This window comes from Streptomyces sp. NPDC107546 (assembly GCF_055639175.1).
This window is the reverse complement of sequence record NZ_JBVKBA010000025.1, coordinates 35628-59095: the sequence shown is the minus strand read 5'-3', so window position 1 is coordinate 59095 and position 23468 is coordinate 35628. Positions and strand designations below refer to the sequence as shown.

General features: G+C 69.8%; 22 protein-coding genes and 3 pseudogenes. 14 read left to right on the top strand and 11 right to left on the bottom strand.

What is annotated here, in order from left to right; all coding sequences use genetic code 11:
* Nucleotides 1-81: 81 nt before the first annotated feature.
* The 3 genes and pseudogenes from katG to ACZ7L1_RS29365 all read left to right on the top strand — a co-directional run.
* The gene (gene katG / locus ACZ7L1_RS29375) at nucleotides 82-2274 is read left to right on the top strand and encodes a catalase/peroxidase HPI (RefSeq protein WP_471441227.1); all 2193 of its coding nucleotides are present in this window, start codon (nucleotides 82-84) and stop codon (nucleotides 2272-2274) included.
* Between the two features lie 370 nt (nucleotides 2275-2644).
* Nucleotides 2645-3847: a cytochrome P450 family protein gene (locus ACZ7L1_RS29370; protein WP_471441225.1), complete on the top strand. Its 1203-nt coding sequence runs from the start codon at nucleotides 2645-2647 to the stop codon at nucleotides 3845-3847.
* Nucleotides 3848-3857: 10 nt separating this feature from the next.
* A pseudogene (locus tag ACZ7L1_RS29365) lies at nucleotides 3858-4273 on the top strand (inositol monophosphatase family protein); the annotation flags it as partial.
* Between the two features lie 271 nt (nucleotides 4274-4544).
* Here the strand turns inward: ACZ7L1_RS29365 and ACZ7L1_RS29360 are convergent.
* Nucleotides 4545-4658, bottom strand: a pseudogene (locus tag ACZ7L1_RS29360) (transposase); the annotation flags it as partial.
* Here ACZ7L1_RS29360 and ACZ7L1_RS29355 point away from each other — a divergent pair.
* Nucleotides 4609-4785 carry a hypothetical protein gene (locus ACZ7L1_RS29355; RefSeq protein WP_471441322.1) on the top strand — a complete coding sequence of 59 codons (177 nt, stop codon included), beginning with the start codon at nucleotides 4609-4611 and terminating at the stop codon, nucleotides 4783-4785. The pseudogene ACZ7L1_RS29360 and the gene ACZ7L1_RS29355 sit on opposite strands and share 50 nt — an antisense overlap.
* Here ACZ7L1_RS29355 and ACZ7L1_RS29350 read toward each other — a convergent pair.
* Complete coding sequence (locus ACZ7L1_RS29350; protein WP_471441223.1) at nucleotides 4716-4901, bottom strand: hypothetical protein; 186 nt, start codon at nucleotides 4899-4901, stop codon at nucleotides 4716-4718. The two genes, ACZ7L1_RS29355 and ACZ7L1_RS29350, sit on opposite strands and share 70 nt — an antisense overlap.
* Nucleotides 4902-5125: 224 nt before the next feature.
* The gene (locus ACZ7L1_RS29345; RefSeq protein ID WP_471441221.1) at nucleotides 5126-5533 is read right to left on the bottom strand and encodes a RidA family protein; all 408 of its coding nucleotides are present in this window, start codon (nucleotides 5531-5533) and stop codon (nucleotides 5126-5128) included.
* Between the two features lie 141 nt (nucleotides 5534-5674).
* Between ACZ7L1_RS29345 and ACZ7L1_RS29340 the strand changes: the two genes are divergently transcribed.
* Both ACZ7L1_RS29340 and ACZ7L1_RS29335 read left to right on the top strand, forming a co-directional pair.
* Nucleotides 5675-6055 carry a winged helix-turn-helix transcriptional regulator gene (locus tag ACZ7L1_RS29340; protein ID WP_471441219.1) on the top strand — a complete coding sequence of 127 codons (381 nt, stop codon included), beginning with the start codon at nucleotides 5675-5677 and terminating at the stop codon, nucleotides 6053-6055.
* Nucleotides 6048-6296, top strand: a complete 249-nt coding sequence (locus ACZ7L1_RS29335) for a hypothetical protein (protein ID WP_471441320.1) — start codon at nucleotides 6048-6050, stop codon at nucleotides 6294-6296. The genes ACZ7L1_RS29340 and ACZ7L1_RS29335 overlap by 8 nt, the downstream gene beginning before the upstream one ends.
* A gap of 34 nt (nucleotides 6297-6330) precedes the next feature.
* Here the strand turns inward: ACZ7L1_RS29335 and ACZ7L1_RS29330 are convergent, their stop codons facing one another.
* The 3 genes and pseudogenes from ACZ7L1_RS29330 to ACZ7L1_RS29320 all read right to left on the bottom strand — a co-directional run bounded on the left by ACZ7L1_RS29330 (nucleotide 6331) and on the right by ACZ7L1_RS29320 (nucleotide 8829).
* Nucleotides 6331-6738, bottom strand: coding sequence for a RidA family protein (locus tag ACZ7L1_RS29330; RefSeq protein ID WP_471441217.1), 408 nt, complete (start codon nucleotides 6736-6738; stop codon nucleotides 6331-6333).
* Between the two features lie 394 nt (nucleotides 6739-7132).
* A pseudogene (locus ACZ7L1_RS29325) lies at nucleotides 7133-7334 on the bottom strand (lamin tail domain-containing protein); the annotation flags it as partial.
* 391 nt (nucleotides 7335-7725) lie between these two features.
* Complete coding sequence (locus ACZ7L1_RS29320; protein ID WP_471441215.1) at nucleotides 7726-8829, bottom strand: LacI family DNA-binding transcriptional regulator; 1104 nt, start codon at nucleotides 8827-8829, stop codon at nucleotides 7726-7728.
* Between the two features lie 231 nt (nucleotides 8830-9060).
* On the opposite strand from ACZ7L1_RS29320, the gene ACZ7L1_RS29315 reads away from it, so the two are divergent.
* The 6 genes from ACZ7L1_RS29315 (at nucleotide 9061) to ACZ7L1_RS29290 (ending at nucleotide 15410) form a co-directional block, all read left to right on the top strand.
* The gene (locus ACZ7L1_RS29315) at nucleotides 9061-10254 is read left to right on the top strand and encodes an ABC transporter ATP-binding protein (protein WP_471441213.1); all 1194 of its coding nucleotides are present in this window, start codon (nucleotides 9061-9063) and stop codon (nucleotides 10252-10254) included.
* A 16-nt stretch (nucleotides 10255-10270) separates the two neighbouring features.
* Nucleotides 10271-11542 (top strand): polyamine ABC transporter substrate-binding protein, encoded by a 1272-nt coding sequence (locus ACZ7L1_RS29310; RefSeq protein WP_471441212.1) that lies wholly within the window; start codon nucleotides 10271-10273, stop codon nucleotides 11540-11542.
* A gap of 44 nt (nucleotides 11543-11586) precedes the next feature.
* A complete protein-coding gene (locus ACZ7L1_RS29305; protein WP_471441314.1) occupies nucleotides 11587-12414 on the top strand; it encodes an ABC transporter permease in 828 nt (275 codons plus the stop codon).
* Nucleotides 12411-13256 (top strand): ABC transporter permease, encoded by an 846-nt coding sequence (locus ACZ7L1_RS29300; protein WP_471441209.1) that lies wholly within the window; start codon nucleotides 12411-12413, stop codon nucleotides 13254-13256. The genes ACZ7L1_RS29305 and ACZ7L1_RS29300 overlap by 4 nt, the downstream gene beginning before the upstream one ends.
* Nucleotides 13257-13351: 95 nt before the next feature.
* The gene (locus tag ACZ7L1_RS29295) at nucleotides 13352-14353 is read left to right on the top strand and encodes an SIS domain-containing protein (protein WP_471441207.1); all 1002 of its coding nucleotides are present in this window, start codon (nucleotides 13352-13354) and stop codon (nucleotides 14351-14353) included.
* A gap of 112 nt (nucleotides 14354-14465) precedes the next feature.
* Nucleotides 14466-15410, top strand: coding sequence for a PfkB family carbohydrate kinase (locus tag ACZ7L1_RS29290; protein ID WP_471441205.1), 945 nt, complete (start codon nucleotides 14466-14468; stop codon nucleotides 15408-15410).
* Between the two features lie 85 nt (nucleotides 15411-15495).
* Here the strand turns inward: ACZ7L1_RS29290 and ACZ7L1_RS29285 are convergent, their stop codons facing one another.
* Entirely contained in the window at nucleotides 15496-16422 is a 927-nt protein-coding gene (locus ACZ7L1_RS29285; RefSeq protein WP_471441203.1) for a YihY/virulence factor BrkB family protein, read from the bottom strand.
* A 293-nt stretch (nucleotides 16423-16715) separates the two neighbouring features.
* On the opposite strand from ACZ7L1_RS29285, the gene ACZ7L1_RS29280 reads away from it, so the two are divergent.
* Together ACZ7L1_RS29280 and ACZ7L1_RS29275 are read left to right on the top strand one after the other, a co-directional pair.
* Nucleotides 16716-17237, top strand: a complete 522-nt coding sequence (locus tag ACZ7L1_RS29280; RefSeq protein WP_471441201.1) for a patatin-like phospholipase family protein — start codon at nucleotides 16716-16718, stop codon at nucleotides 17235-17237.
* 386 nt (nucleotides 17238-17623) lie between these two features.
* A complete protein-coding gene (locus tag ACZ7L1_RS29275) occupies nucleotides 17624-17977 on the top strand; it encodes a hypothetical protein (protein WP_471441199.1) in 354 nt (117 codons plus the stop codon).
* Between the two features lie 579 nt (nucleotides 17978-18556).
* Here the strand turns inward: ACZ7L1_RS29275 and ACZ7L1_RS29270 are convergent.
* The 4 genes from ACZ7L1_RS29270 to ACZ7L1_RS29255 are packed head-to-tail and all read right to left on the bottom strand — an operon-like array spanning nucleotide 18557 to nucleotide 23370.
* Nucleotides 18557-19684: an XdhC family protein gene (locus ACZ7L1_RS29270; protein ID WP_471441197.1), complete on the bottom strand. Its 1128-nt coding sequence runs from the start codon at nucleotides 19682-19684 to the stop codon at nucleotides 18557-18559.
* Nucleotides 19677-21803: a xanthine dehydrogenase family protein molybdopterin-binding subunit gene (locus ACZ7L1_RS29265; protein WP_471441195.1), complete on the bottom strand. Its 2127-nt coding sequence runs from the start codon at nucleotides 21801-21803 to the stop codon at nucleotides 19677-19679. Before ACZ7L1_RS29265 ends, ACZ7L1_RS29270 begins: the two co-directional genes overlap by 8 nt.
* Nucleotides 21800-22792: an FAD binding domain-containing protein gene (locus ACZ7L1_RS29260; RefSeq protein WP_471441193.1), complete on the bottom strand. Its 993-nt coding sequence runs from the start codon at nucleotides 22790-22792 to the stop codon at nucleotides 21800-21802. Before ACZ7L1_RS29260 ends, ACZ7L1_RS29265 begins: the two co-directional genes overlap by 4 nt.
* Nucleotides 22789-23370: a (2Fe-2S)-binding protein gene (locus tag ACZ7L1_RS29255; protein WP_471441191.1), complete on the bottom strand. Its 582-nt coding sequence runs from the start codon at nucleotides 23368-23370 to the stop codon at nucleotides 22789-22791. The genes ACZ7L1_RS29260 and ACZ7L1_RS29255 overlap by 4 nt, the downstream gene beginning before the upstream one ends.
* Between the last annotated feature and the right edge of the window lie 98 nt (nucleotides 23371-23468).

The window sequence follows — 23468 nt, the reverse complement described above, 5'->3', positions numbered from 1 at the left end:
ACGTGCCCGGCTACAGCAAAGCCAATGACGTCAAGAGCGGCAGTCGGCAGAAGGAACACCGAGGCAGGAAGAAGGACAGGCATGTCCGGCAGTGAAAGCGAGAATCCGACAATCCCTTCGCCGACGCCCACACCGACTCGGCGGCCCAGGACGAACCAGGACTGGTGGCCGAATCAGCTCGACCTCCAGGTTCTCCACCAGCACTCGCCCCGATCCAACCCGATGGACGAGGACTACGAATACGCGAAGGAGTTCGCGACCCTCGACGTCGACGCGCTGAAGCGTGACGTCTTCGAGGTGATGACGACATCCCAGGACTGGTGGCCCGCCGACTACGGTCACTACGGGCCGCTCTTCATCCGGATGAGCTGGCATGCCGCGGGAACGTACCGCATCGCGGACGGCCGCGGCGGTGGCGGCAGCGGCGCACAGCGCTTCGCCCCGCTCAACAGCTGGCCGGACAACGCGAGCCTGGACAAGGCGCGCCGTCTGCTCTGGCCGGTCAAACAGAAGTACGGCCGGAAGATCTCGTGGGCCGATCTTCTCGTATTCGCCGGAAACTGTGCCATGGAATCCATGGGATTCAAGACGTTCGGCTTCGGTTTCGGGCGGGAGGACATCTGGGAACCCGAGGAGATCTTCTGGGGGCCCGAGGACACATGGCTCGGAGACGAACGCTACAGCGGCGACAGGGAACTCACCGGTCCTTTCGCCGCCGTACAGATGGGACTGATCTACGTCAATCCGGAGGGGCCCAACGGAAACCCGGACCCGATGGCCGCCGCCCGGGACATTCGGGAGACGTTCGCGCGCATGGCGATGAACGACGAGGAGACGGTCGCACTCATCGTCGGAGGCCACACCTTCGGCAAGTGTCATGGCGCGGTCGACGCCAGTTATATCGGCCCGGAACCCGAGGCTGCGCCCATCGAGCAGCAGGGCCTCGGCTGGCGGAACACGTACGGCAGCGGCACGGGCCCCCATGCGCTCACCAGTGGTCTGGAGGGCGCATGGACCACCGAGCCGACCAAGTGGGACAACGGATACCTGGACAACCTTTACGGGTACGAGTGGGAGCTGACGAGCAGCCCCGCCGGCGCCCACCAGTGGACTCCCTCGGATCCCGCGGTTCGGGACACCGTACGCGACGCCCATGATCCGTCCAAGCGGCATGCCCCCATGATGCTGACGACGGATCTCGCGCTGAAGGTGGACCCGGTCTACGGCCCGATCACGAAGAGGTTTCACGAGAACCCGGACGAACTGGCGGTGGCGTTCGCCAAGGCCTGGTACAAACTGCTCCACCGCGACATGGGGCCGCTGTCGCGTTACCTCGGCCCGTGGATTCCCGAGCCGCAGCTGTGGCAGGACCCCGTTCCCGCAGTTGATCACGAACTGGTCGGGGACGAGGACATCGCTGCCCTCAAGAGCCGGATCCTCGCCTCGGGCCTTTCCCTCTCCCAGCTGGTCACCACCGCCTGGGCGTCGGCGGCGAGCTTCCGCGGCACCGACAAGCGCGGCGGGGCGAACGGGGCACGGATCCGGCTCGCGCCGCAGAAGGACTGGGAGCTCAACGACGTCCCCGAGGTCACCGAGGTATTGCGCACGCTCGAGCGGATCCAGCAGGACTTCAACCTCTCCCAGACCGGCGGAACGCGGGTCTCCCTCGCCGACCTGATCGTCCTCGGCGGGTGCGCGGCCGTCGAGGAGGCCGCGAGGAACTCCGGGTACGACGTCACGGTTCCGTTCGCACCGGGGCGTACGGACGCCTCGCAGGAGCAGACCGACGCGGCGTCGTTCGCCGTGCTGGAGCCCAAGGCGGATGCCTTCCGCAACTACCTTCCGGCGGGCGAGAAGCTGTCGCCGGAGACCCTGATGCTGGACCGCGCCAACCTGCTGACGCTGACCGCTCCCGAAATGACGGTGCTGATCGGCGGCATGCGGGCCATGAACACCGGCTTCAAGGGGTCGCCGCACGGTGTCTTCACCCACCGGCCGGGAATCCTGACCAACGATTTCTTCGTCAGCCTGCTCGACATGGGCACGGAGTGGAAGGCGTCGGCTACGGACGAGAACGTGTTCGAAGGTCGGGATCGCGCCACCGGCGAGGTCAAGTGGACCGCCACCGCCGTCGACCTGATCTTCGGTGCGCACTCCCAGCTCCGAGCCGTCTCGGAGGTCTACGCGTCCCAGGACGCGGGAGAGAAGTTTGTACGCGACTTCGTGGCAGCGTGGAACAAGGTGATGAATCTCGACCGGTTCGACCTCGCCTGAGCCCGACGTCTGGGCGACAGCCAGCTCGAGACCGAGTCCGGCGGTCCCGTCCGACGTGTGCCGACGGCCGCGTGTCCAGGCGGTGGAAGGGTTCACGCATCACATCCACCTCCGCCTGGCCGAAACGACGGCCGATGCTGCGGACCATCCGTGGAGCACTTCGCCGTCCGGCGCCGCCGGGGCCGCCACTTGCGGATGGCCTCCAGCTCGGCTTCGTCCGAGACGCCCTGCCAGTCGTGCCGCGGCGTGTATGGGGCCTCGGCCGACCACGGGGCGCCGGTTTTCCCCGGCCCGGTTCGGCTGAATGATTCCTTCGCCGAAGCGCCGCCCATTGCTAGCGTCGGAGCGAGCCGGGAGACGGGGGCAGGCGATGGCGGCAGCCGAGGTGATCGATCTGGTGGCGATGGGCGAGGACTTCGTCCGCGATCCGTATCCGGTTTACGCAGCGCTGCGGGAGCGCGGCCCCGTGCACAAGGTGCGGATTCCGGAGGGCGCGGAGGCCTGGCTTGTCGTCGGGTACGAGGCCGGGCGGGCCGCGCTGGTGGATCCGCGGTTGTCCAAGCAGTGGGAGAACGCCTCGCCGTCCTTTCCGATCCCCAGTCCGTCCGCGGGGCCCCACATGCTCAACTCCGATCCACCGGACCATGAACGGCTGCGCAAGCTGGTCGTCCGTGAGTTCACTCCCCGCCGGATCGAGCAACTGTCGCAGCGGGTGCGGCAGATCACCGACGAGTTGCTCGACGCGATGGTGGCGCTTCCAGAAGGGCGGGCCGATCTCGTCGAGGCACTCTCCTTCCCGCTCCCGATCTCGGTCATCTGCGAGCTGCTCGGTGTGCCGATGCTCGACCGGGCGGCGTTCCGTGCCTGGACCGGCACGATCCTCACCGATCCCGACCCGGCGGCGCGGCTGGCGGCGACGGATGAGGTCGCCGGGTATCTCACCGACTTGCTGGAGCGCAAGCGCCAGGCCCCAGGCCAGGACCTCATGAGCGCCCTGATCCGCACCACCGACGAGGACGGTGACCGGCTGTCCGCGGACGAACTGCGCGGAACCGCCTGGCTGCTGCTGGTCGCCGGGCACGAGACCACGGTCAATTTGATCTCCAACGGCGTATTGGCCCTGCTGAACCATCCCGACCAACTCGCCGCACTGCGCGAGGACATGACGCTCATCGACAACGCGGTGGAGGAGATGCTGCGCTACGACGGGCCGGTGGAGACACCGACGTTCAGGTTCACCACCGAGCCGGTCGAGATCGGCACTACCGTGATCCCCGGCGGTGGTGAGCTGGTCCTCGTGGCCCTTGCCGACGCCAACCGTGACCCGGCACGCTTCCCCGACCCCGCGCGCTTCGACATCCGGCGACCCGCAGGCGGTCATGTCGCCTTCGGTCACGGCATCCACTACTGCCTCGGCGCGCCGCTCGCCCGCATGGAGGCTCGCATCGCGATCCGTGCCCTGCTGGAGCGCTGCCCCGACCTCACACTCGACGCCCACCCGGCCGCCCTGACCTGGCGCCCCGGCATGCTCATCCGCGGCCCGCGTCAGCTGCCGGTGCGGTGGAAGTCCTGACCTTGCGCTCGCGGTGCTCGGCGAGGAAGGCGGGCAACAGGGTGCCGCCGATGGTGTGCGCCAGTGGTTGGTGGATCCCCTGTGCGGCACCCTGAACTTCGCCGTCGGCACGATGCTGGTCGCTGTCAACGTGGCGTTGCGCGATGGTGCGGCGGTGACCGACCCGTTCAGCGGCTAGGTCTTCTTCATCGACGGGGAGACCGCCTGGGTGCGGTAAGACGGGGCCGACGACGCGCTACTGACGCCCGCTTCCCGCTTCCCACTTCCCACTTGGCGGACGTCAACGTGGATCCGCCGTTCCCCAATGCGCCCGGATTCCGGGGCGCGGACCTGCTGGCCCACACTGAGTTCGTCGAACGTTTCCGGCCGCGCGTCTTGTCCACGACGCTGGCGCTGGCCGGGTGCCAACGCTCTCGCCGCTTGGCTGGGCAACGGCTGCCCTTCTTCGCCTGGTCGCGCGCATGGCCGCGGCCACCGGCCGCTCCGCCGAGCCTCGATGAAGGGGTGCACCGTCACCGGTTCTCCTTCGCGAAGAAAGCCGTGGCCCGCTTGAGGAGCTCCACGTCCTCGCGCAGGCGGCGGTTCTCCCGCCGCAGCTGGCCAGTTCCTCGCGTTCGCTGCTGATCAGGCCGTCACGCTCGCCGGCATCGACCTCGGCCTGCCGAACCCAATCGCGCACCGCCGTCTCGGTCAGATCGAAGTCCTTGGCGACCTGACCGACCGAGCGGTCACCGCGTCGGCACAGCTCGACGATCTCGGTCTTGAACTCCGGCGTGAACGAGCGGCGAGGACGCGGCTTCTTCTCCCCCATGCTCTCCATGATGGACATCATCCTTCTGGAGCCGAAGCCCCTGATCTTCGATGTCCGTCAAAGCGGATCAAGCCCACCCGACGCCTTGTCCTCCGGCGCGGACACCAGCCGCAGCCACGCTGGTTGACCGTCGGCGGTGCGGGCCGGGGCACCCAGGGTGCGCCCAGCCCACCCCCAGAACTCCCCGCCCGGCTCGACTCGTACGTCCAGGGCCTTCGCGGCGTGGGGGTGGTGGGCGCGCATGCTGCGTTCGGTGTCCGGGTCAGGGGGAGGCGAGTACACCAGTGATCTCCCGCACCTGGGCGGCGGTCAGGGGGGTGGGCGACGGCGTCGGCCGCCTTGCTCCAGTGTGGCGCACCGGAGGCGGCGATGAGGACGTCCGTCTCTCGAGTAATTGTCAAATCCTGTGGATGCGACTGAACGCTGTAGTTGGCTACTTCCGTGCTCAGCGGGCGCAAAGCATCTGTTCAGTCGAGGATCGCGGTGGCTTCGATCTCGACCAGGTGGTCGGGGATGTCCAGTGCCGCGACGCCTATCAGCGTGGTCGGCGGGACCGGGGTGACTCCCAGCTTTGCGGCCGCCCGGGAGATGCCCTCCAGGAGCGGGGGCATCTTGTCGGGGGTCCAGTCGACGACGTAGAAGGTCAGTTTCGCAACGTCGCCGAAAGAGCCGCCGGCCTCGGCCAGGGCGGTGCCGATGTTGAGGTAGCACTGCTCGACCTGAGCGGCGAGGTCGCCTTTGCCGATCGTGCCCCCCTCGGTGTCCCAGGCGACCTGCCCGGCGATGAAGACCAGCTTCGACCCGGATGCGATCGACACCTGCCGGTAGACATCGATCTTGGGCAATCCGCTGGGGTTCACCAGTGTGATAGCCATGCTGTCTGTCTCCTTGTCATGAGTGCCCGCGGGCTCGCGTCCACGCGATCAGGGCACTTCGCTCTCTTGTGGTTACTCAGAAACCGTAGGAGAGTGAACGCTGACGTGGAAGAACGCACTTTTCAGTGACTGGGGAACCTGATGGTGACCAAGCAGTTCAGGGGCTCACCCGAGGAAGCGGACCTCAGGCGCGCGGATTCCTTGGCGCGGGAGATCTTCTCCGACGTCGCCAACAAGTGGGCGTTCCTGATCATCGAGACCCTCGGTGAGCGCACCCTGCGCTTCAGCGAACTGCGGAATGAGATCGAGGGCATCAGCCACAAGATGCTCACCCAGAACCTGCGCATGCTGGAGCGCAACGGTCTGGTCGAGCGCACCGTGCACCCCACGGTGCCACCCCGGGTCGAGTACGCCCTCACCGAACCGGGCCAGGGCCTGCGCGCAACCGTCGATGGAATGTGCGACTGGACCCACACCTACCTCGGTCACATCGAGACCGCCCGCCGCCGCTTCGATGCCTGACGCCTGCAGCGCGCGCCTGCAAAGCGTGGTCGCGGTCCTCTGCGTTGCAGATGTCCTGGATGGCCTGCTTCGCGCCCGGCTGTGCGGACTTCGGCATGGCGTCCATGACATTGGCTGTTTTGTGGAGCTTGACCATCGCGGCGTCGAAGCTGACCTGGAGTCCTCCGACCTCGCCGAGCCAGCCGTTTCCGCGGGCCTCGGTGATGCGCTCGCGAAGATTGGATCTATCGAGCAGCAGTGACGTCACTTATCGATGAGTTTGGGAGGCGCCCTGTTCAATCGAGTACGGCGGCCACGGCCTCGATCTCGACCAGCTGGTCCTTATAGCCGAGCACAGTGACGCCCATCAAAGTGCTGGGGACATCATGGTCAGCGAACGAGTCCCGGACTACCTCCCAGGCAGCCACCAAATCCTCCCGCCGGGCCGATGCCACGAGAACCCTCGTACTGATGACGTCCTGGAGGGAGGCGCCAGCGGCAGTGAGAGCAGTCTGCATGTTCTCGACGGCTTTCAATGCCTGGCCCGCGTAGTCTCCGATCGCCGCCGTGGAGCCGTCGTCATTCAGTGGACACGCCCCGGCAAGGAAGATCAGGCGGGACTCGGCGGGCGCCGTGGCCGCACAGGCGTACTCGGCGACGTCGGACAACGAAGCGGAGCGGATCAGAGTGACGGCACGAGCCACGGTCGTCGGGTCCTTTCCCATCGGGTGTTGAGCGCATTCATCCTGCCAACGGCGCGTTGGCGCCGCCTTCCCTTTTCTCGCCGCCCTGCGGCAACGCCGTCATTTCTGGTCGACACTCGTGAAGCAGGTGATCACCAGCTGACTCGGGAACCCGTCGATAAGCGCTGTTCCTAGAGATCAACGAAGCCAACTCGTAGATGCTCGGCACCGGCGGCACGCGGGTTCGGTCTCAGACGTTGCCGCGCATGTTCGACGTCTGGTCAATGACGCGGGCGGCAGCCCGTGGAGGGGCGGGGTGACAGCGACACCGGCCGTCACCCGCCTCTGCTGCACTCCCAGTGGTGAGCGCACCCGGTTGCCGATCTCAGCGACAACCGGCCGCGCCCTTCGCCGGTCAGCGGTGGCGGTAGCCACCCCAGGAGACGGAGTCGACGAACTGGTGGTGGTTGTTGCGCAGGGTGGCGGTGTCGGAGATGTTGTTCCAGACATAGGCGCGGCGGTCCTGGTAGACGTCGTGGCGGGAGTTGCGGCCGAGCGCCGGTGGGGACGCGGACGGTGGACCGGCCGTCCAGGCGGTAGTGGTGGAAGGTGTAGGTGACCGCTGCGGCCGCCACCGCGGCGATCGCCGTGCCAAACAGGAATTCGATTCGTGGTGCGGCAGGCGACGTTCGCCCCGTCGCGACGCCCGGCACGCTCCCGCAAGTCCTTCGAGCAGGGGCCCCACTCGCCGCACCGCCGGAACCCGAGCACATCCAGTACAAGGACTTCCGGCCGACAGCCGAGGCGGTGTCCCGGTGGACGGCGACGTCCGGAGTCGTCCCTGAAGGTAGTCGCCCCTGAAGGGGTTCGTGCCGACGACCACGATCGGCCAACCGGCAGGCCGACCAAACCCGTTCAAAGAGCCGCGCGCACCGGGCGTCCCCGCGGCGTGACGCCGGCCGCGGGAGAGCGGGCCGATCGGCGGACGCGGCGGGCGCCGTCGTCGTTCTACGGGTGGTTCGCCGGGGCGCGGAGGCGTCGTACGTGGGTGGGGGCGGCGCCGGTCGACTCGCGGTCGATGTAGGTGGTGTGCAGGGTGTGCCGGCGGGGGCGGGCTGTGGCTCCGTTGATGCGGCGGATCAGGATGTCCGCGGCCAGTCCGCCCAGTTCCTGCACGGGCTGGCTGACCACGCTCAGCCGCGGCCGGACGAGGGTGGTCCACTCCGCGTCGTCGAAGCCGATGACCGAGACGTCGCCGGGGATGTGGGCGTCGAGGTCGAGCAGGGCGTCCAGGGTGCCGAGCGTGGCCACGTTGTCGGTGGTGAACAGCGCGGTGGGGCGGTCGTCGGAGGTCATCAGTTCCAGTACGGCCGAGCGTGCCCAGGCCCGCTCGTAGCCGGTGTGCCGGATCAGTTCCGCGGAGCGCGGGATGCCGGCCGCGCGCAGGGCCTGGCGGTAGCCGGCGACGCGTTCCGTGGTCGTCCAGATGTCCGCGCCTGGCGCGAGCCGCGCGCCGTCGTCGCCGGGCATGGCCGAGGTGATCACCGCGATACGGGTGTGTCCGGCGTCGGTGAACCGGGTCACCGCCGCCTTGACCGCTCCCCGGTTGTCGACGACCACGGTGTCCAGTGCGGCTCCGGTGAGGACACGGTCGAGGAGCACCACCGGGATGCCGGCGGAGACGGCCCGGGCGAGGTGTTCGTCGTCGGTGGCGGCCGGTGCCACCACGAGTCCGTCCACGCGGCGCTCGATGAACAGCTGGACCGCGGCCTTCTCCTTCTCGCTGTCCTCGTCGCTGTTGGCGAGGATGGCTTGCAGTCCCGCCTTGGCCGCGACGTCGGCGATGCCGCGCACCGCGCGGGCGAAGTAGGCGTTCTCCACGTCGGCGACGACCACTCCGAGGGTGTCGGTGCGGCCGCTGATCATGCTGCGGGCCACGGCGTTGGTGCTGTAGCCGAGCTCGGCGGCGGCGGCCAGCACCCGTTCCCGGGTGGCCGCGCTCGCCGATCCGTACCCACCGAGGACGCGTGCGGCCGTCGCCTGTCCCACACCGGCGTGCCGGGCGACGTCCGGGATGGTCACGCGTCGCCGCGGCTGCGCTTCTGGGGGCATGTCCGGCTCTCTCCATGTCGGCCCGGCGAACACCGGGGGAACGGGGCGGTGGAATTCAGCGCCATTCAACCATTGACGCGAGGCGCCGGGCCGTGGGTAAGGTACGACCGCGTTGGTAACGTTATCAATTCTCGCTGAACGCATCCGCCCGCCGCCTTCCGGACGGCCGTCCCCGCGCCCCGCCCGACGGCCGCCCGCTTCTCCCCCATCCGAACTCCGGAGGTCTCCGCGATGGCAACCGACACTCTCTCGCCACCACCGGCCACCGCAGGCCCGGCCATCACCCTCGTCGACGTCGTCAAGGACTTCGGCGGCGTGAGCGACACAGCGGCGGTACGAGGGGTGAACCTCACCATCGGCGAGGGAGAGTTCTTCTCCCTGCTCGGGCCGTCCGGCTGCGGCAAGACCACCACCCTGCGGATGATCGCCGGGTTCGAGGAGCCGAGCAGCGGGCAGATCCTGCTGCACGGCCGGGACATGGTCGGTGTCGCGGCCAACAAGCGGGACATCAATATGGTGTTCCAGTCCTATGCGCTCTTCCCGCACCTGAGCGTCGCCGACAACGTGGCGTTCGGGCTGCGCCGCCGACGTGTGCCCAAGGACGAGATCCACGACCGGGTCGACCGCATCCTGAACACCGTCGAACTCGCCGACAAGGCCGACCGGCGCCCCCGGCAGCTCTCCGGCGGCCAGCAGCAGCGCGTGGCCCTGGCGCGGGCTCTGGTCAACCGCCCGCGCGCCCTGCTCCTGGACGAACCGCTGGGCGCGCTCGACCTGAAGCTGCGCCAGTCCATGCAGCTGGAGCTCAAGCGGATCCAGCGCGAGGTGGGCATCACCTTCATCTACGTCACCCACGACCAGGCCGAGGCGCTGACCATGTCGGACCGGATCGCGGTGATGAACGGCGGGCTGATCGAGCAGGTCGCTCCCCCGCAGGAGGTCTACGAGCGGCCCGCCACCGCGTTCGTCGCCGGCTTCATCGGCACCTCGAACCTGATCAGCGGGCGTCTGACCAGCACCGGACCCGAGGGCGGGGTGATCGACCTGGACGACGGACAGCGCATCACCGTCCCGGTGTCCGCCGCGCCCGGCGCCGGAGCGGACGTCCGGCTCACGGTACGGCCGGAGAAGATCACCATGACCACCGGCCCGACAGGCGCCGCCAGCCGCATCCGCGGGACCGTGCGCGAGGTGGTCTACCTGGGCACCTCCACCAGTTACACGGTGGCCACGAGCACCGGCGCGGAGATGACCGTCTTCCAGCCCAACGACGGCACGGCGTCCGTCGTACCGGCCCGCGGCGACACCGTCTGGCTGTCCTGGGCGACCGCCCACTCCTACCCCCTGGGCGCCCCGCCCACCGTACCGGCCACGTCCGCCGCCGGCCGGATCGCCCCCGACTCCGGTTCTCTCACCCCGAGCTGACGACAGGTCCACCACCATGCCCCTGCAGCCCACACCTCCCGCGCCCTGGCTGCGCGGACTGACCGAGCGCCGCTGCTCCCGGCGCGGTCTGCTGCGCGCCGCACTCGGCGCCGCCGCCCTGGCCCCGCTCGCCGCGTGCAGCGTGCCGGGCGCCCGCAAGCCCGTGCCCCGCACGCCCGCCGAGATCGCCGCCGCCGTCAGCGACTTCTGGACCGGCCGGAAGAAGAAGGACCGGCTCAGCTTCGCCAACTACACCCAGTACATCGACACCGACCCCGCCGACCAGAGCCGGCACCCCACCCTGGCGGCGTTCACCCACGCGACCGGCATCAAGGTCACCTACGAGGAGGTGATCGACGACAGCGCCTCCTGGTTCGGCAAGATCCAGCCGGAGTTCGCCTCCGGACAGGGCATCGGCTACGACCTGATGGTGGTCGGCGGCGACAGCTACCTGACCAAGTACATCGAACTGGGCTACCTCGCCCCACTCGACCACAGCCGCCTGCCCCACTTCGCCAGGTACGGCGGGGCCGCGTTCAAGAACTCCTCCTTCGACCGCGGCAACGTCTACACCGTGCCCTGGCAGTCCGGCATGACCGGCATCGGTTACGACCCGGCCAAGGTGGGCCGGAGGATCACCAGCTGGCAGGACCTGCTCGACCCGAAGCTCAGCGGCAAGATCGGCATGTGGAACGACGCGGTGCAGATGGGCAACGTCGCCCTGCTCGCCATCGGCGTCGACCCGGAGAAGTCCACCCACGCCGACTGGCGCAAGGCCGCCGCCTGGCTGCGCAAGCAGCGCGACGCCGGCCTCGTGCGCTCCTACAGCACCACCACCTACCAGTCCTCCCTCCAACGCGGTGACCTGTACGCCTCGCTGGTGTACTCCGGTGACATCTTCCAGGCCAACCAGAGCGGTTCACGGCTGGAGTTCGTCATCCCCGACGAGGGCGGACTGCTGTGGACCGACAACCTCTGCATCCCCTCGACGGCCGCCCACCCCGTCGACGCCCTGACCTACATGGACTACGTCTACCGGCCCGACGTCGCCGCGAGGATCAGCGAGACGGTGCAGTTCGTCAGCCCCGTCCCCGATGCCCGGTCGGTCATCGCCCGCGACGCGGCCGCCGCCACCGGCAAGCGCCGGACCCTGCTCGACTCCCTGAGCAGCAGCCCCCTGGTCTTCCCGACCAAGGCCGACGAATCCAAGCTGCGCCACCTGCGGGTGCTCGACGAAGCGGAGGAGAAGCAGTGGAACGCGCTGTTCGAACCGATCTACCAGTCCTGACCCCCCGCCGACGCCGCCCCGGCGCGGGGCTGGCCCCGTATCTGATGGTGCTGCCCGGCTGGCTGTGGCTGGCCGCCTTCTTCATCACCCCCGTGATCGTCATGGTGTCGCTGTCCCTGCAGACCGGCGACTTCATCGACGGCTTCCGCCAGACCTTCCACTTCCGCACCTACGCCGCCGTGGTGGAGACCTACCACGTGCAGCTGGTCCGCTCCCTCCTCTACGGCGCAGCGGCCACCGTCGGCTGCGCCGTCGTGGGCTACCCGGTGGCCTACTGGATCGCCTTCCGGGCCGGCCGGCACAAGTCGGTGTTCCTCTTCCTGCTTCTGCTGCCCTTCTTCGTCTCCTTCGTCATCCGCACCCAGTCCTGGAACGTGGTGCTCGCCGACAACGGCGTCCTGCTCGGCCCGCTCAAGCACCTCGGGCTGCTGCCCGCCGGCTTCCACGTCCTGGCCACCCCGTACGCGGTGATCGGCGGACTGACCTACAACTTCCTCCCTTTCATGGTGCTGCCCGTGTACGTGGCCCTGGAGCGGATGGACGCCAAGGTGATCGAGGCCTCCACCGACCTGTACGCCTCCCGGGCGCAGACCTTCTGGCGCGTGGTGCTGCCGCTGTCCCTGCCCGGCGTGTTCGCGGGCGTGCTGCTCACCTTCGTGCCCGCCTCCGCCGACTACGTCAACGCCGGCATCCTCGGCGGCCCCTCGACCACCATGATCGGGAACATCATCCAGACCGAGTACTTCACCAACCTCGACTACCCGGCCGCCGCCGCCCTGTCCTTCGTGCTCATGGGCGTCCTGCTGCTGGCCGTGTTCGCCTACGCCCGCGCCCTGGGCACCGAGGACGTGCTGGAGGCGGCCGCGCGATGACCACGGAAACCGTCACCCCCGCCCAGGACGCGGCCGCGGCGCCCCAACCCCACTCCGACAGGAGCCCTCGCCGCCGCCCCACGCTCACCGTCTACACCTGGCTGGTGCTGGCCTGGCTGCTGCTGCCGATCGCCGTCATGGTCCTGTTCGGCTTCAACGACACCCACAGCAAGGTGAACTTCACCTGGCAGGGCTTCACCCTCACCTGGTACCGCCACCTGTTCGCCATCCCCAACCTGACCTCGGCGCTGGTCAACAGCCTCACCGTCGCGCTGGTCGTCACGGTCGTCGCCACCCTGCTGGGCACCCCGATCGGGCTGGCCCTGGGCCGCCACCGCTTCCGCGGCCGCGGCTCCGTCGACCTGCTGCTGTTCGCCGCCATCGCCGCCCCCGAAATAGCCCTGGGCGCAGCCCTCTTGTCGCTGTTCATCGTCCTCGGCGTGCCCCGTGGATACTGGACCATCCTCCTCGCCCACGTGGCGTTCTGTATCCCGTACGTGGCCATCACCGTACGGGCCCGCATGGCGGGGCACGACCCGACGCTGGAGGAGGCGGCCCGGGACCTGGGGGCCGGGCCGTGGACGGCGTTCCGGCTGGTCACCCTGCCGATGCTGCTGCCTGGTGTGGCTTCGGGCGCCCTGCTGTGCTTCGCCCTGTCCATCGACGACTACGTCGTCACCAGCTTCAACGCCGGCCGGACGGTCACCTTCCCGCTGTGGGTGTACGGCGCCAGCCGTACCGGTGTTCCCCCGCAGGTCAACGTCATGGGAACACTGATCTTCGTCGGCGGCCTGATCCTCGCCGGCGCGAACGCCCTGTTCTCCCGGCGCCGCGCGGCCTGACCCCGCACCCCCGCCTCCCGCGCACCCGCGCCCCTCAGCACACCGGCCCGCCGCGGCCGGTGCGGACACCGCCCCCTCCAAAGGAAACCATCACCGTGCTCTCTTTCAACGAAGCCGAGTTCGTCGCCCAGACCGAAAGCCTCCTGGCGCTGCGCCCCCGGATCGAGGAGGTCGTCGACCGTCTCGTGGACGAGGGCTACGACAACGTCCTCCTCGTGGGCGCCGGCGGCACCTACGCCCAGATGTGGCCCTACGAGCACCTGGCCCGGCGCACCTCGGTGCTACCGGTGCGGGCGGCCGTCGCCGCAGAGCTGGTCGTCTCCGGCGACGCCCGCCTGGGCGAGCGCACTGCCGCCGTCTTCACCTCGGTCTCCGGCACCACCGAGGACAGCATCAAGGCCATCGACTACTGCAAGGAACGGGGCGCTCACACGATCGGCTTCACCGGCCACCCCGACTCCCCCGTCGCCCGGCGAGTCGACACCGCGCTGGTCTCCGCACCCAAGGCCTGGCCGTTCGACGTCCAGATGCTGCTGTTCATGGGCCGACTGCTGTCCAGGCGCAACGAGTTCGAGGGCTATGACCGCCTCGCCGACGAACTCGCAGGCCTGCCCCGCATCCTGGTTGAGGTCGCCCGCCGGGCCGAGCCCGCGGCGTCCGACTTCGCCGAGGCCCACAAGGAGACCGACTACCACTTCCTCATCGGCGGCGGGAACCTCTGGGGATTCACCTACCTGTACTCCATGTGCATCCTCGAGGAGATGCAGTGGCTGCGCACCTCCCGGGTGCACAGCGCCGAGTTCTTCCACGGCTCGCTGGAACTGCTGGAGGAGGACACCAGCGTGATCGTCTTCCAGGGCGAGGACGAGACCCGCGCGCTCACCGACCGGGCCGAGGCGTTCGCCCGCCGCGTCTCCAAGGACGTCACCGTCTTCGACACCCGCGACCACCCCTTGGACGGCATCAGCCCCGAGTTCCGCGGTCTGCTGGCACCGTTGGTCATGGACACCGTGATGGACCGAGTCAGCAAGCACCTGGCGCGGGTGCGCGACCATTCCCTGGACCTGCGCCGCTACTACCGCGTCATGGACTACTGACCGCCCACCGTCCCACCGCCGTCCATCCGCCCCGACATGCCGGTGCCCGGGCACCGGCACGCCCCGAGCGGGCGCCGCGCACCCGTGCGGCGCCCGCGCTTCTGGAGACTTGATGAACATCCTCGGTTTCGGCGACAACGTCGTGGACCGTTTCGTGGACCGCGGCATCGACTACCCGGGCGGCAACTGCGTCAACGTCGCCGTCTACGCCCGCCGTCTCGGTCTCGACACCGCCTATCTGGGGGTATTCGGAGACGACGACCTTGGCACCTTCCTCCGTACGGCGGTCGCCGCCGAAGGCGTCGCGGTGGAGCGCAGCGTGGTACGCCATGGCGAGTCCGGCGTCTCCACCCTCCATGTCCAAGGCGGCGACCGGGTGTTCCTCGGCTACAACGGCGGGGGCGTCACCGTACGGGAACCGCTGGTCCTGGACGAGGCCCTGCTGGCGTACGCGGCGTCGTTCTCGCTCGTGCACTCCAGCGTGTACTCGCACGCCGAGAGCGAACTGCCCAAGCTCGCCGGGGCCGGCCCGCTGGTCAGCTTCGACCTCTCCGACGACGACGAGTTCCGCACCCCCGCCTACCTCGACCACGTCTGCCCGCACCTGGACCTGGCCCTGCTGTCCTGCTCGGGCCTGGACGAGGCCGCCACCCAGCGGTTGCTGGAGGACGTGGTGGCGCGCGGGGCACGCATGGTCCTGGCCACGCGCGGCCTGGCGGGGGCCATCGTGTACGACGGCCGAAGCGCGGTGACGGCGCCGGCGTTCGCGGCGGACGCACGGTCCATGGCCGACACCATGGGCTGCGGCGACGCGTTCCTCGCCGGTTTCGCGGTGTCCCTGCTGCGGGACGGCTGGTCCCGCAGCGCACCGCCGTCCCGTCCCGCTGTGGAACGCGCCCTGCGGCACGGCGCGCAGTCGGCCCACGACCAGTGCTTCGTCGAGGCCGCCTTCGGCCACGGCCGGCCTACCGCGTCACTCAGGCCCGCGGCCCCTGAGACACCTGTCCGCGCACCGCTCGACCGCACCGGCGCACCCGCCGCGGAATGGCAGCCGTAGCCCGTCGCATCAGCGAACATGACGGTCTCGCAGACCATGCACGCCGATCCCGCCGAGGCGAGCGCCGCTCCGCCGGACACTCCCTTCAGGGGTTGCGCACGGGCGCGCGGTCGGCCTGCTTGGCCAGTTCGACGTTGAACTGGGCACCTGCGAGGAGGGCGAGGTTGGACAGCCACAGCCAGACGAGGAAGACCACCACCCCTGCCAGGGAGCCGTACAGGCGGTGGTACGTGCTCGCGTGGGAGGCGTAGACAGTGAAACCGAAGGAGGCCGACAGCAGCAGCACGATCGCCAGGCCGCCCCCCGGAGCCATTCTGCGCAGCGGACGCGAGGCCGCGGGGCCGGAGCGGTAGAGCACCAGGACCAGGGTGACGGCCACCGCCGCCAGCACCGGCCAGCGCAACGTGTCCCATGCGGCCTGGGGGACCGTGCCCATGTCCAGTGCCCGGCCCAGACGGCGCGCCAGACTGCCGCTCAGCAGCAGCGAGAGCGTAGTGCTCAGCAACAGGGCGATCAGCACCACTGCCGTGATGACGATGCGCGGGGCGGTCCGCCACACCGGCCGGTGCGCGCTGACGTGGTGCATGGCGTGCAGGGCCCGGCGAAAGACGCTCAGATAGCTGGAGGCCGACCACAGGGCTCCCGCCGCGCCGAAGAAGAGGACCAGCCAGGCCGCGGAGGACTGGTCGCCCATCTGCAGCAGGGCACCGCGCATCAGGCCCCTGGATTCGGCGGGGACCATCCGGGTGACCCGGTCGATCACTTCGGGCTTCGCCGTGGGCATGGTGAGCCCCAGCACCGACAGGAGCACCAGCAGTACGGGAAACAGCGCCAGGACCGCGTAGTAGGTAAGAGCGGCCGCCCAGTCCGTCACGTCGTCGTTCCAGATGGCCACAGGCGTCCGGCGTAACGCGGCCCACCACTGAGCTTTCCTGCGGCGACCCCCGCGCACCGCGTCCACGCGCGCACGTCCGGCGGTCTCCGGGACGGCGGTCTCGTCCGACCTGCTCATGGACCCCGTCCTTCCCGACCCGTGATGAGGCGTGCGCAGCCCGTTTACCCGCCCTGCCCTCAGTGATGTGCCGCCTTTCGGGTGACCTGGACGAAGCGCGTCCTGCCGGGGCCGCCGCCACGCCGACCCCGCTCCTCGGCCTTCCTCGGCATGCGGCACCGCGGCACGCACACCGGCCGGCCACGGCGGGCATCGCTTACCGTGCCGGAGCCGCCGGGTGCTCACGGCCGCCGTCGCGGTCCGTGGGGGAGCCTGCAGTGGCTGGCGGCGCCGTGCCGGGGCACCCTTCGGCCATGGAGGACAGTCGGCCCACCCGTCCACCGACCCGCGCCTTCGTCCTGGGCGGCGGCGGTGCACTCGGCGCCTACGAGGTCGGCATGCTCAAGGCGCTGTTCGCCGCCGCCGTGCACCCGGACCTCGTCGTCGGCACCTCCGTCGGCGCGATCAACGGCGCGGCCGTCGCGGCCGACCCGTCAAGGGCGTCGGTGGCCCGGCTCGCGGACCTGTGGACCGGTCTGGGACGGGCCGGCGTGTTCTCCGGATCGCTGCTCGGGCGGCTGAGCACCGCCGTGCGCAGCGGCACCCACCTGTACCACCCGGCGCCGCCGCGCGACCTGCTCTGCTCGCACCTTTCGGTGACTCCCCTGGGCCCACTCCTACAGCGCATCCGGAATGGAGGCCCTTACACCCCTGGGGCGCCGACCGCCAGACAGCGCTCCGAGCTGGGAGGGCGGGGCAGGCCCTGCACGGGGGAACCGGACCTGCCCCAGCACGTCGGCGCCTGCAAGGCCTCCCCCGGAGGATGGGCGCCATGACCCCGCGCGGGGTCCCTTCCAACAGCGCACCGCAGGTCAGGAGTGCCACCGGGGGGGGACGGGAATGCTTGCGAGACCGGCAACTGTGTGAAGGAATGACCTGAACTTCTTCAAATCTGGTCATGAAATACGCGAATACTGGCGGCCGAGGGCTGCGGCGGCACCCGAATCACACTCCTCCGTTCAGTCCGGAAAACTGCCCAGACATACGAACATGCAGGCAATTGCCTGTATAGGCAGCCATTTTAGGGGCATCCCAGCCGTCGGTGTAACGCTGCAGTGCATGCGGAACGCAGAACTAGGGAGAACCGGGGTACCGACCGGCTGAATCTGGGTGCCCTGGCGCGAGCGCGCAGACACGGCACTACGTCAGATCGGAAATCCCTGTGAGAAATATCGACCCGGCTCCCGGATACCAGGCGTACAACGAGCCGCCGGGTCCGGACGGCTCTCTGCGCCGCCAGGCCACCACCCGGCGTACGGCCATCACCATCTGCACGATCGCCGACATCGCGGCGGGCCTGTTGGGACTGTGGATCGTGTTGTTCCTGCTCGACGCGAACCGCGGGAATGTCTTCGTCACATTCGTGCGGGGCACGGCAGGCTGGCTTTCCTGGTGGTCACAGGACATTTTCACGATGGACACCGAGTGGCTACGCGTTGTCCTCAACTACGGCCTTCCGGCCGTCATCTATTTGCTAATCGGCCACGGGATCGCTGCTCGACTCAACCGAGCCTGACAGCGGACCGGCCTCTTTATTGATCGCCATGAAAGTGGGCCGACCATGACACACAGCTCCACTGGAAACGATCGCTTGCCGATCTATGAGGACCTGATACGCGAGCGAGGTGACGTCGTTGCCGAAGCTCAACGCGCCGCGGAACACACGCGCCACCAGGCAGCGCAATTGCTGCCCGGACGGGACGCGGGTCGGCAAGCCCGTCATTGGGGTGGCAGCACCGGAGCCGCTGCGGCTGGTCAGCAGGGGCGGCGCGGGTTGGCGCCGTAGCGGTGGCCTCGGTGCCCTGACCAGTTCGGACGTCATATTCGGCACCCGCACCGACCCCGAGACGCCCGCCGTCGTCCTCTGCGGCGCCGGCGCCAACACCGATCCCAGCGACCTGTCTCACCGATCCGGCGCCACTACCCGATGGCCATCGCGGAGCTTCCGCGCATCCACGCCGGACAGATCTCTGACGGTCGGGCGCAGGCCGGGCTTCGGCCGAAGCAGCACCGGCCGGCTGCCGAGCCCCTTGGCCGGAAGACCGGGATGCGGTGACGCAGGAGGGCGGGCCCATGCCATGGGCCCGCCTTCCCCTTACGCGACACGTGGTCCGTCGTGGTGGATCGTCGTCTTGGAATCAGTCAGGGGGACGCCCGTCCCTCCGCGCCGGGTCGCGACGATCTCCGCCGCGATGGACAGCGCGGTCTCCTCGGGCGTACGGGCGCCGAGGTCCAGGCCGATCGGCGACCTCAGCCGGGCCAGTTCATGATCGCTCAGGCCGGCTTCACGCAGCCGCCGGGTGCGGTCCTCATGGGTGCGGCGTGAGCCCATCGCGCCGACGAACGCGACCGGCATCCGCAGGGCCGACTCCAGCAGGGGGACGTCGAACTTGGCGTCGTGGGTGAGCACGCACAGGGCCGTGCGTCCGTCCGTCGCAGTGCGCCGCAGGTAGCGGTCCGGCCAGTCGACGACGATGTCGTCGGCCTCGGGGAAGCGGGCCCGGGTGGCGAAGACGGGGCGGGCGTCGCACACGGTCACGTGGTAGCCGAGGAACTTGCCCGCGCGCACGAGCGCCGCGGCGAAGTCGATCGCGCCGAAGACGATCATGCGGGGCGGCGGTACGTTCGCCTCGACGAGCAGCGTGAGACCGCCGGGGCAGCGCGAACCGTCCTCGGAGAGACCGACCGTGCCGGTGCGCCCGGTGTCCAGCATGGCCCGGGCCTCGGCCGCCGCCGTCCGGTCCAGCTCCGGGTGACCACCGAGCCCGCCTTCGTGCGTTCCGTCCGGGCGTACGAGCAGGGCCGCACCGAGGAGGCCGGCCGGGCCCCGGGCGACTCGGACGACGGCGACCGGCTCGCCCCGGACGGCGGCCGACAACGCCTGCCGGAACACCGCCGCGGCGGGCGCGTCCACGCGGACCGGCGTGATCATCACGTCGATGACCCCGCCGCAGGTCAGCCCGACGGCGAAGGCGTCCTCGTCGCTGTAGCCGAACCGCTCGAGGACGGTTTCGCCGTCCTCGAGCGCCTGGACGCACAGGTCGTACACCGCTCCTTCCACGCAGCCGCCGGAGACCGAGCCGATGACCGCGCCGGCGCTGTCGACCGCCAGGGCGGCCCCGGGACCCCGGGGAGCGCTGCCGCCGACGGCCACGACGGTGGCGACGGCGAAGTCCCGTCCCTCCTCCATCCAGCCGTTCAGCTCGGAGGCGATGTCAAGCATTCCGGCCCGCCATGAGGACGCGGTCAGGCCGGATGGGCAGGTTCCGGTGGCGGGTCCCCGTCGCGTGCCAGACCGCGTTGGCGACCGCCGCCGCGGCACCCACAATGCCGACCTCGCCGATGCCCTTGATCCCGACCGGGTCGTCGGGGTCCGGGTCGTCGATCCAGTCCGCCTCGATGTGCGGCACGTCGGCGTTGACGGCGACGTGGTAGCCCGCGAGGTCGGCGGCGTAGTGGCCACCCGAGGCCCGGTCCCGGACCGCCTCCTCGTGCAGGGCCATGGAGATGCCCCAGACCATTCCTCCGAGGAACTGGTTACGGGCCGTCAGCGGGTTGATGATCCGGCCCGCCGCGAAGATTCCGAGCATGCGGCGCACGCGCACCTCGCCGGTGGCGGGGTCCACAGCGACCTCGGCGAACTGCGCTCCGAAGGAGTGCCGTTCCTTCTGCGCGAGGGCCGCGAGGGCCTCGGTGGTGTCCGACCGTACGGTGATGCCCTCCGGGGGGATGTGGGCGCCCGGCACGAGCCGCTCCCGCAGTTCCCCGGCGGCGGCCGTGACGGCCCAGGACCAGGACCGGGTGCCCATGGAACCGCCGGCGATCCCAGCCGGCCCGAAATCGCTGTCCCCGATGCATACGTGGACGCGGTCCGGTTCCGTCCCCAGCGCGTCGGCGGCGACCAGGGTGAGCGCGGTCCTGGCGCCCGTTCCGATGTCCGCCGCGTTGATCCGTACGGTGAAGGTTCCGTCGGCCTCGGCCGTCACGGCCGCCGTGGACGGCATGGCTCCAGCGGGGAAGGACGCCGCCGCCGTGCCGGTCCCGAGCAGCCAGCGCCCGTTGCGGCGCAGGCCGGGGCGCGGGTCCCGGTCCGCCCAGCCGAACCTGCGGGCGCCCTCCCGGAAACAGGCGAGCAGATTGCGGCTGCTGAACGGCAGCCCGGAGACGGGACCCCGCTCGGGCTCGTTGCGCATCCGCAGCGTGATGGGGTCGATCCCGCACTTCTCGGCGAGTTCGTCGAGCGCCGACTCCACGGCGAACGACCCCGGTGCCTCACCCGGCGCGCGCATGAACGTCGGCGTCGGCAGGTCGAGCCGCACGACCCGGTTGGCTGTGTGGTGGGCGTCGGCGTCGTACATCACCCTGGCCACGCCGGCACACGGCTCGACGAACTGGTGCACGGTCGACGTGAGGCTCAAGGAACGGTGCTCCAGCGCGCGCAGCCGCCCGTCGGCGTCGGCGCCGAGCCTGATCCGCTGCGTCGTGGGGCTCCGGTAGCCGGTGAGGGAGAACATCTGCCGGCGTGTCATGACGACCCGGACCGGACGCTGGAGGACGGTCGCGGCCATCACGGCGGCCACCTGGTGTGCGCGGACGCCCTTGCTGCCGAAACCGCCGCCGACGTGTTCCGACCGTACTCGCACCGACTCCGGGTCGAGCGAGAACAGGTTCGCCAACTCGGACGCGACCCAGGTGGTGCCCTGGTTGGAGTCGACCACCTCGAGCCGGCCGCCGTCCCAGCGGGCCGCCGCCGCGTGCGGCTCCATCATGCCGTGGTGCTCTTCGGGCGTGGTGTATTCCTCGTCCACGACGACGGCGGACGCGGCGAGTTCGGCGTCCAGGTCACCCTTTTCCGCCACCCCCGGCATATGGCCGTCCACCGCGTAGGCGTCCGGGCGGTCCGCGGAGAACGCGATGTCGTGCGGCTCCTGCTCGTAGTGCACCACGAGCGCCTCGGCGGCCTCCCTCGCCTGCTCGGAGGTCTCGGCGACGACCAGACCGACCGGCCAGCCGAGGTACGGTACCCGGTCGTGCTGGAAGACGGCCACGGTTGGGTCCGGGGCTCCCAGCAGGCCGACGTAGTCGGTGTCGAGGCGCGGGGCGTTGTGATGGTGCAGCACGGTGAGAACGCCCGGCATCGCGAGAAGGGGCTCGGTCTCGATCGACCGGATGCGGCCGCGGGCGACGGTGGACAGCACGAGCCAGCCGTGGGCGAGGCCCGCGAAGGGGATCTCTCCGGCGTAGCGGGCCGCGCCGGTGACCTTCTCGCGACCCTCCACACGGGTGTGCGCGGTGCCGACGGAGCCCTTCGCCGCCGTGGTGCGGGATGTCGCGGTGGTCATCGGGCGGTCTCCTCGGCGAGTTCGGACAGGACGGCCACGACGAGGTTGCGCATCAGCGTGACCTTGTATCCGTTGTGGGGCAGCGGCTTCGCCGCCGCCAGTTCGGCGTCCGCGGCGGCGGCGAACGTCTCGGGACCGGCCGGCGCCCCGGTCAGTACCCGCTCGGCCGTCCGGGCCCGCCAGGGCCGCGACGCGACGGCCCCGAAGGCGAGGCGCACGTCGTGCACGGCGCCCTCCCGCACGTCCAGCGCGGCGGCGATCGATCCGATCGCAAAGGCGTACGAAGCCCGTTCACGTACCTTCCGGTAACGCGAGCGCGCAGCGACCGGGGAGGGCGGCAGGGTGACGCCGGTGATCAGCGCGCCCGGGGGCAGGGCCGTCTCCAGGTGCGGGGTGCCGCCGACAGGCAGGTAGAACTCGGCGAGTGGCAACTCGCCGGTCCCGTCGGCCGTTTCGTACGTCACGAGGGCGTCGAATGCGGTCAGGGCCACGGCCATGTCCGAGGGGTGTACGGCCACGCAGCGGTCGGAGGCGCCCAGGATCGCGTGGTTGCGATGCTCACCTTCGATGGCGGGGCAACCGCTGCCGGGCACACGCTTGTTGCAGGGTTTGGTGACGTCGGTGAAGTAGCCGCAGCGGGTGCGCTGCAGCAGGTTCCCACCGACCGTGGCCATGTTGCGCAGTTGCCCGGAGGCGCCCGCCAGCACCGCCTGTGCGAGCGCCGGGTAGCGGCGCCGGATCTCGGGGTGGGCGGCCAAGTCCCCGTTGGTGACGGTGGCCCCGACTCGCAGACCGCCGTCGGACGTCGTCTCGATCTCGTCGAGCGGAAGTTCACGGATGTCGATGAGCCGGGCGGGTCGCTCGACACCGGTCTTCATGAGGTCGACGAGGTTGGTGCCGCCACCGAGGAAGCGTGTGTCCGGATCGGCGCCGCGCAGAGCGACGGCGCCGGCGACGTCGGACGCCCGCTGATAGCCGAACTCCCTCATGCCACGGCCTCCTTCGCACCCGCTGCGGGGTTCACGCGTCCCTCGCCCGTCCGGGATTCCGCCGCGCGGGCCACCGCCTCGACGATCGAGACGTACGCGCCGCAGCGGCACAGATTGCCGCTCATCCGCTCCCGGATCTCGTCGGCGGTCAGGGCCGGTGGCCCCGCTTCGGGACGGACGTCTTCGGTGACGGCACTGGGCCAGCCCGCCGCGTGTTCCTCGATCGCCCCGATCGCCGAACAGATCTGTCCGGGAGTGCAGTAGCCGCACTGGAAACCGTCCAGATCGAGGAACGCCTGCTGAACGGGGTGCAACCGCTCACCGTCGGCCACGCCTTCGATGGTGGTGATCTCGCGGCCCTCGGCCGCGACGGCCAGTTGCAGGCAGGCGACGGCCCGGCGCCCGTCGAGCAGAACGGTGCAGGCGCCGCATTGCCCCTGGTCACAGCCCTTCTTGGTGCCGGTGAGATCGAGACGCTCGCGCAGCGCGTCGAGCAGGGTGGTGCGGTGGTCGACGGGCAGTGTGTACTTCTCGCCGTTGATCTTCAGGGTGATGACACTGGACGTCGATAAGGCCATGGGGTGCTTCTTTCGCGTTTCCAGGACAGACGGGAGAGGGTCGGCAGTCGGAGTGCCGGGCGCGCGCAAAGTGCATCGTGCGGGCGTGCACCATGAAG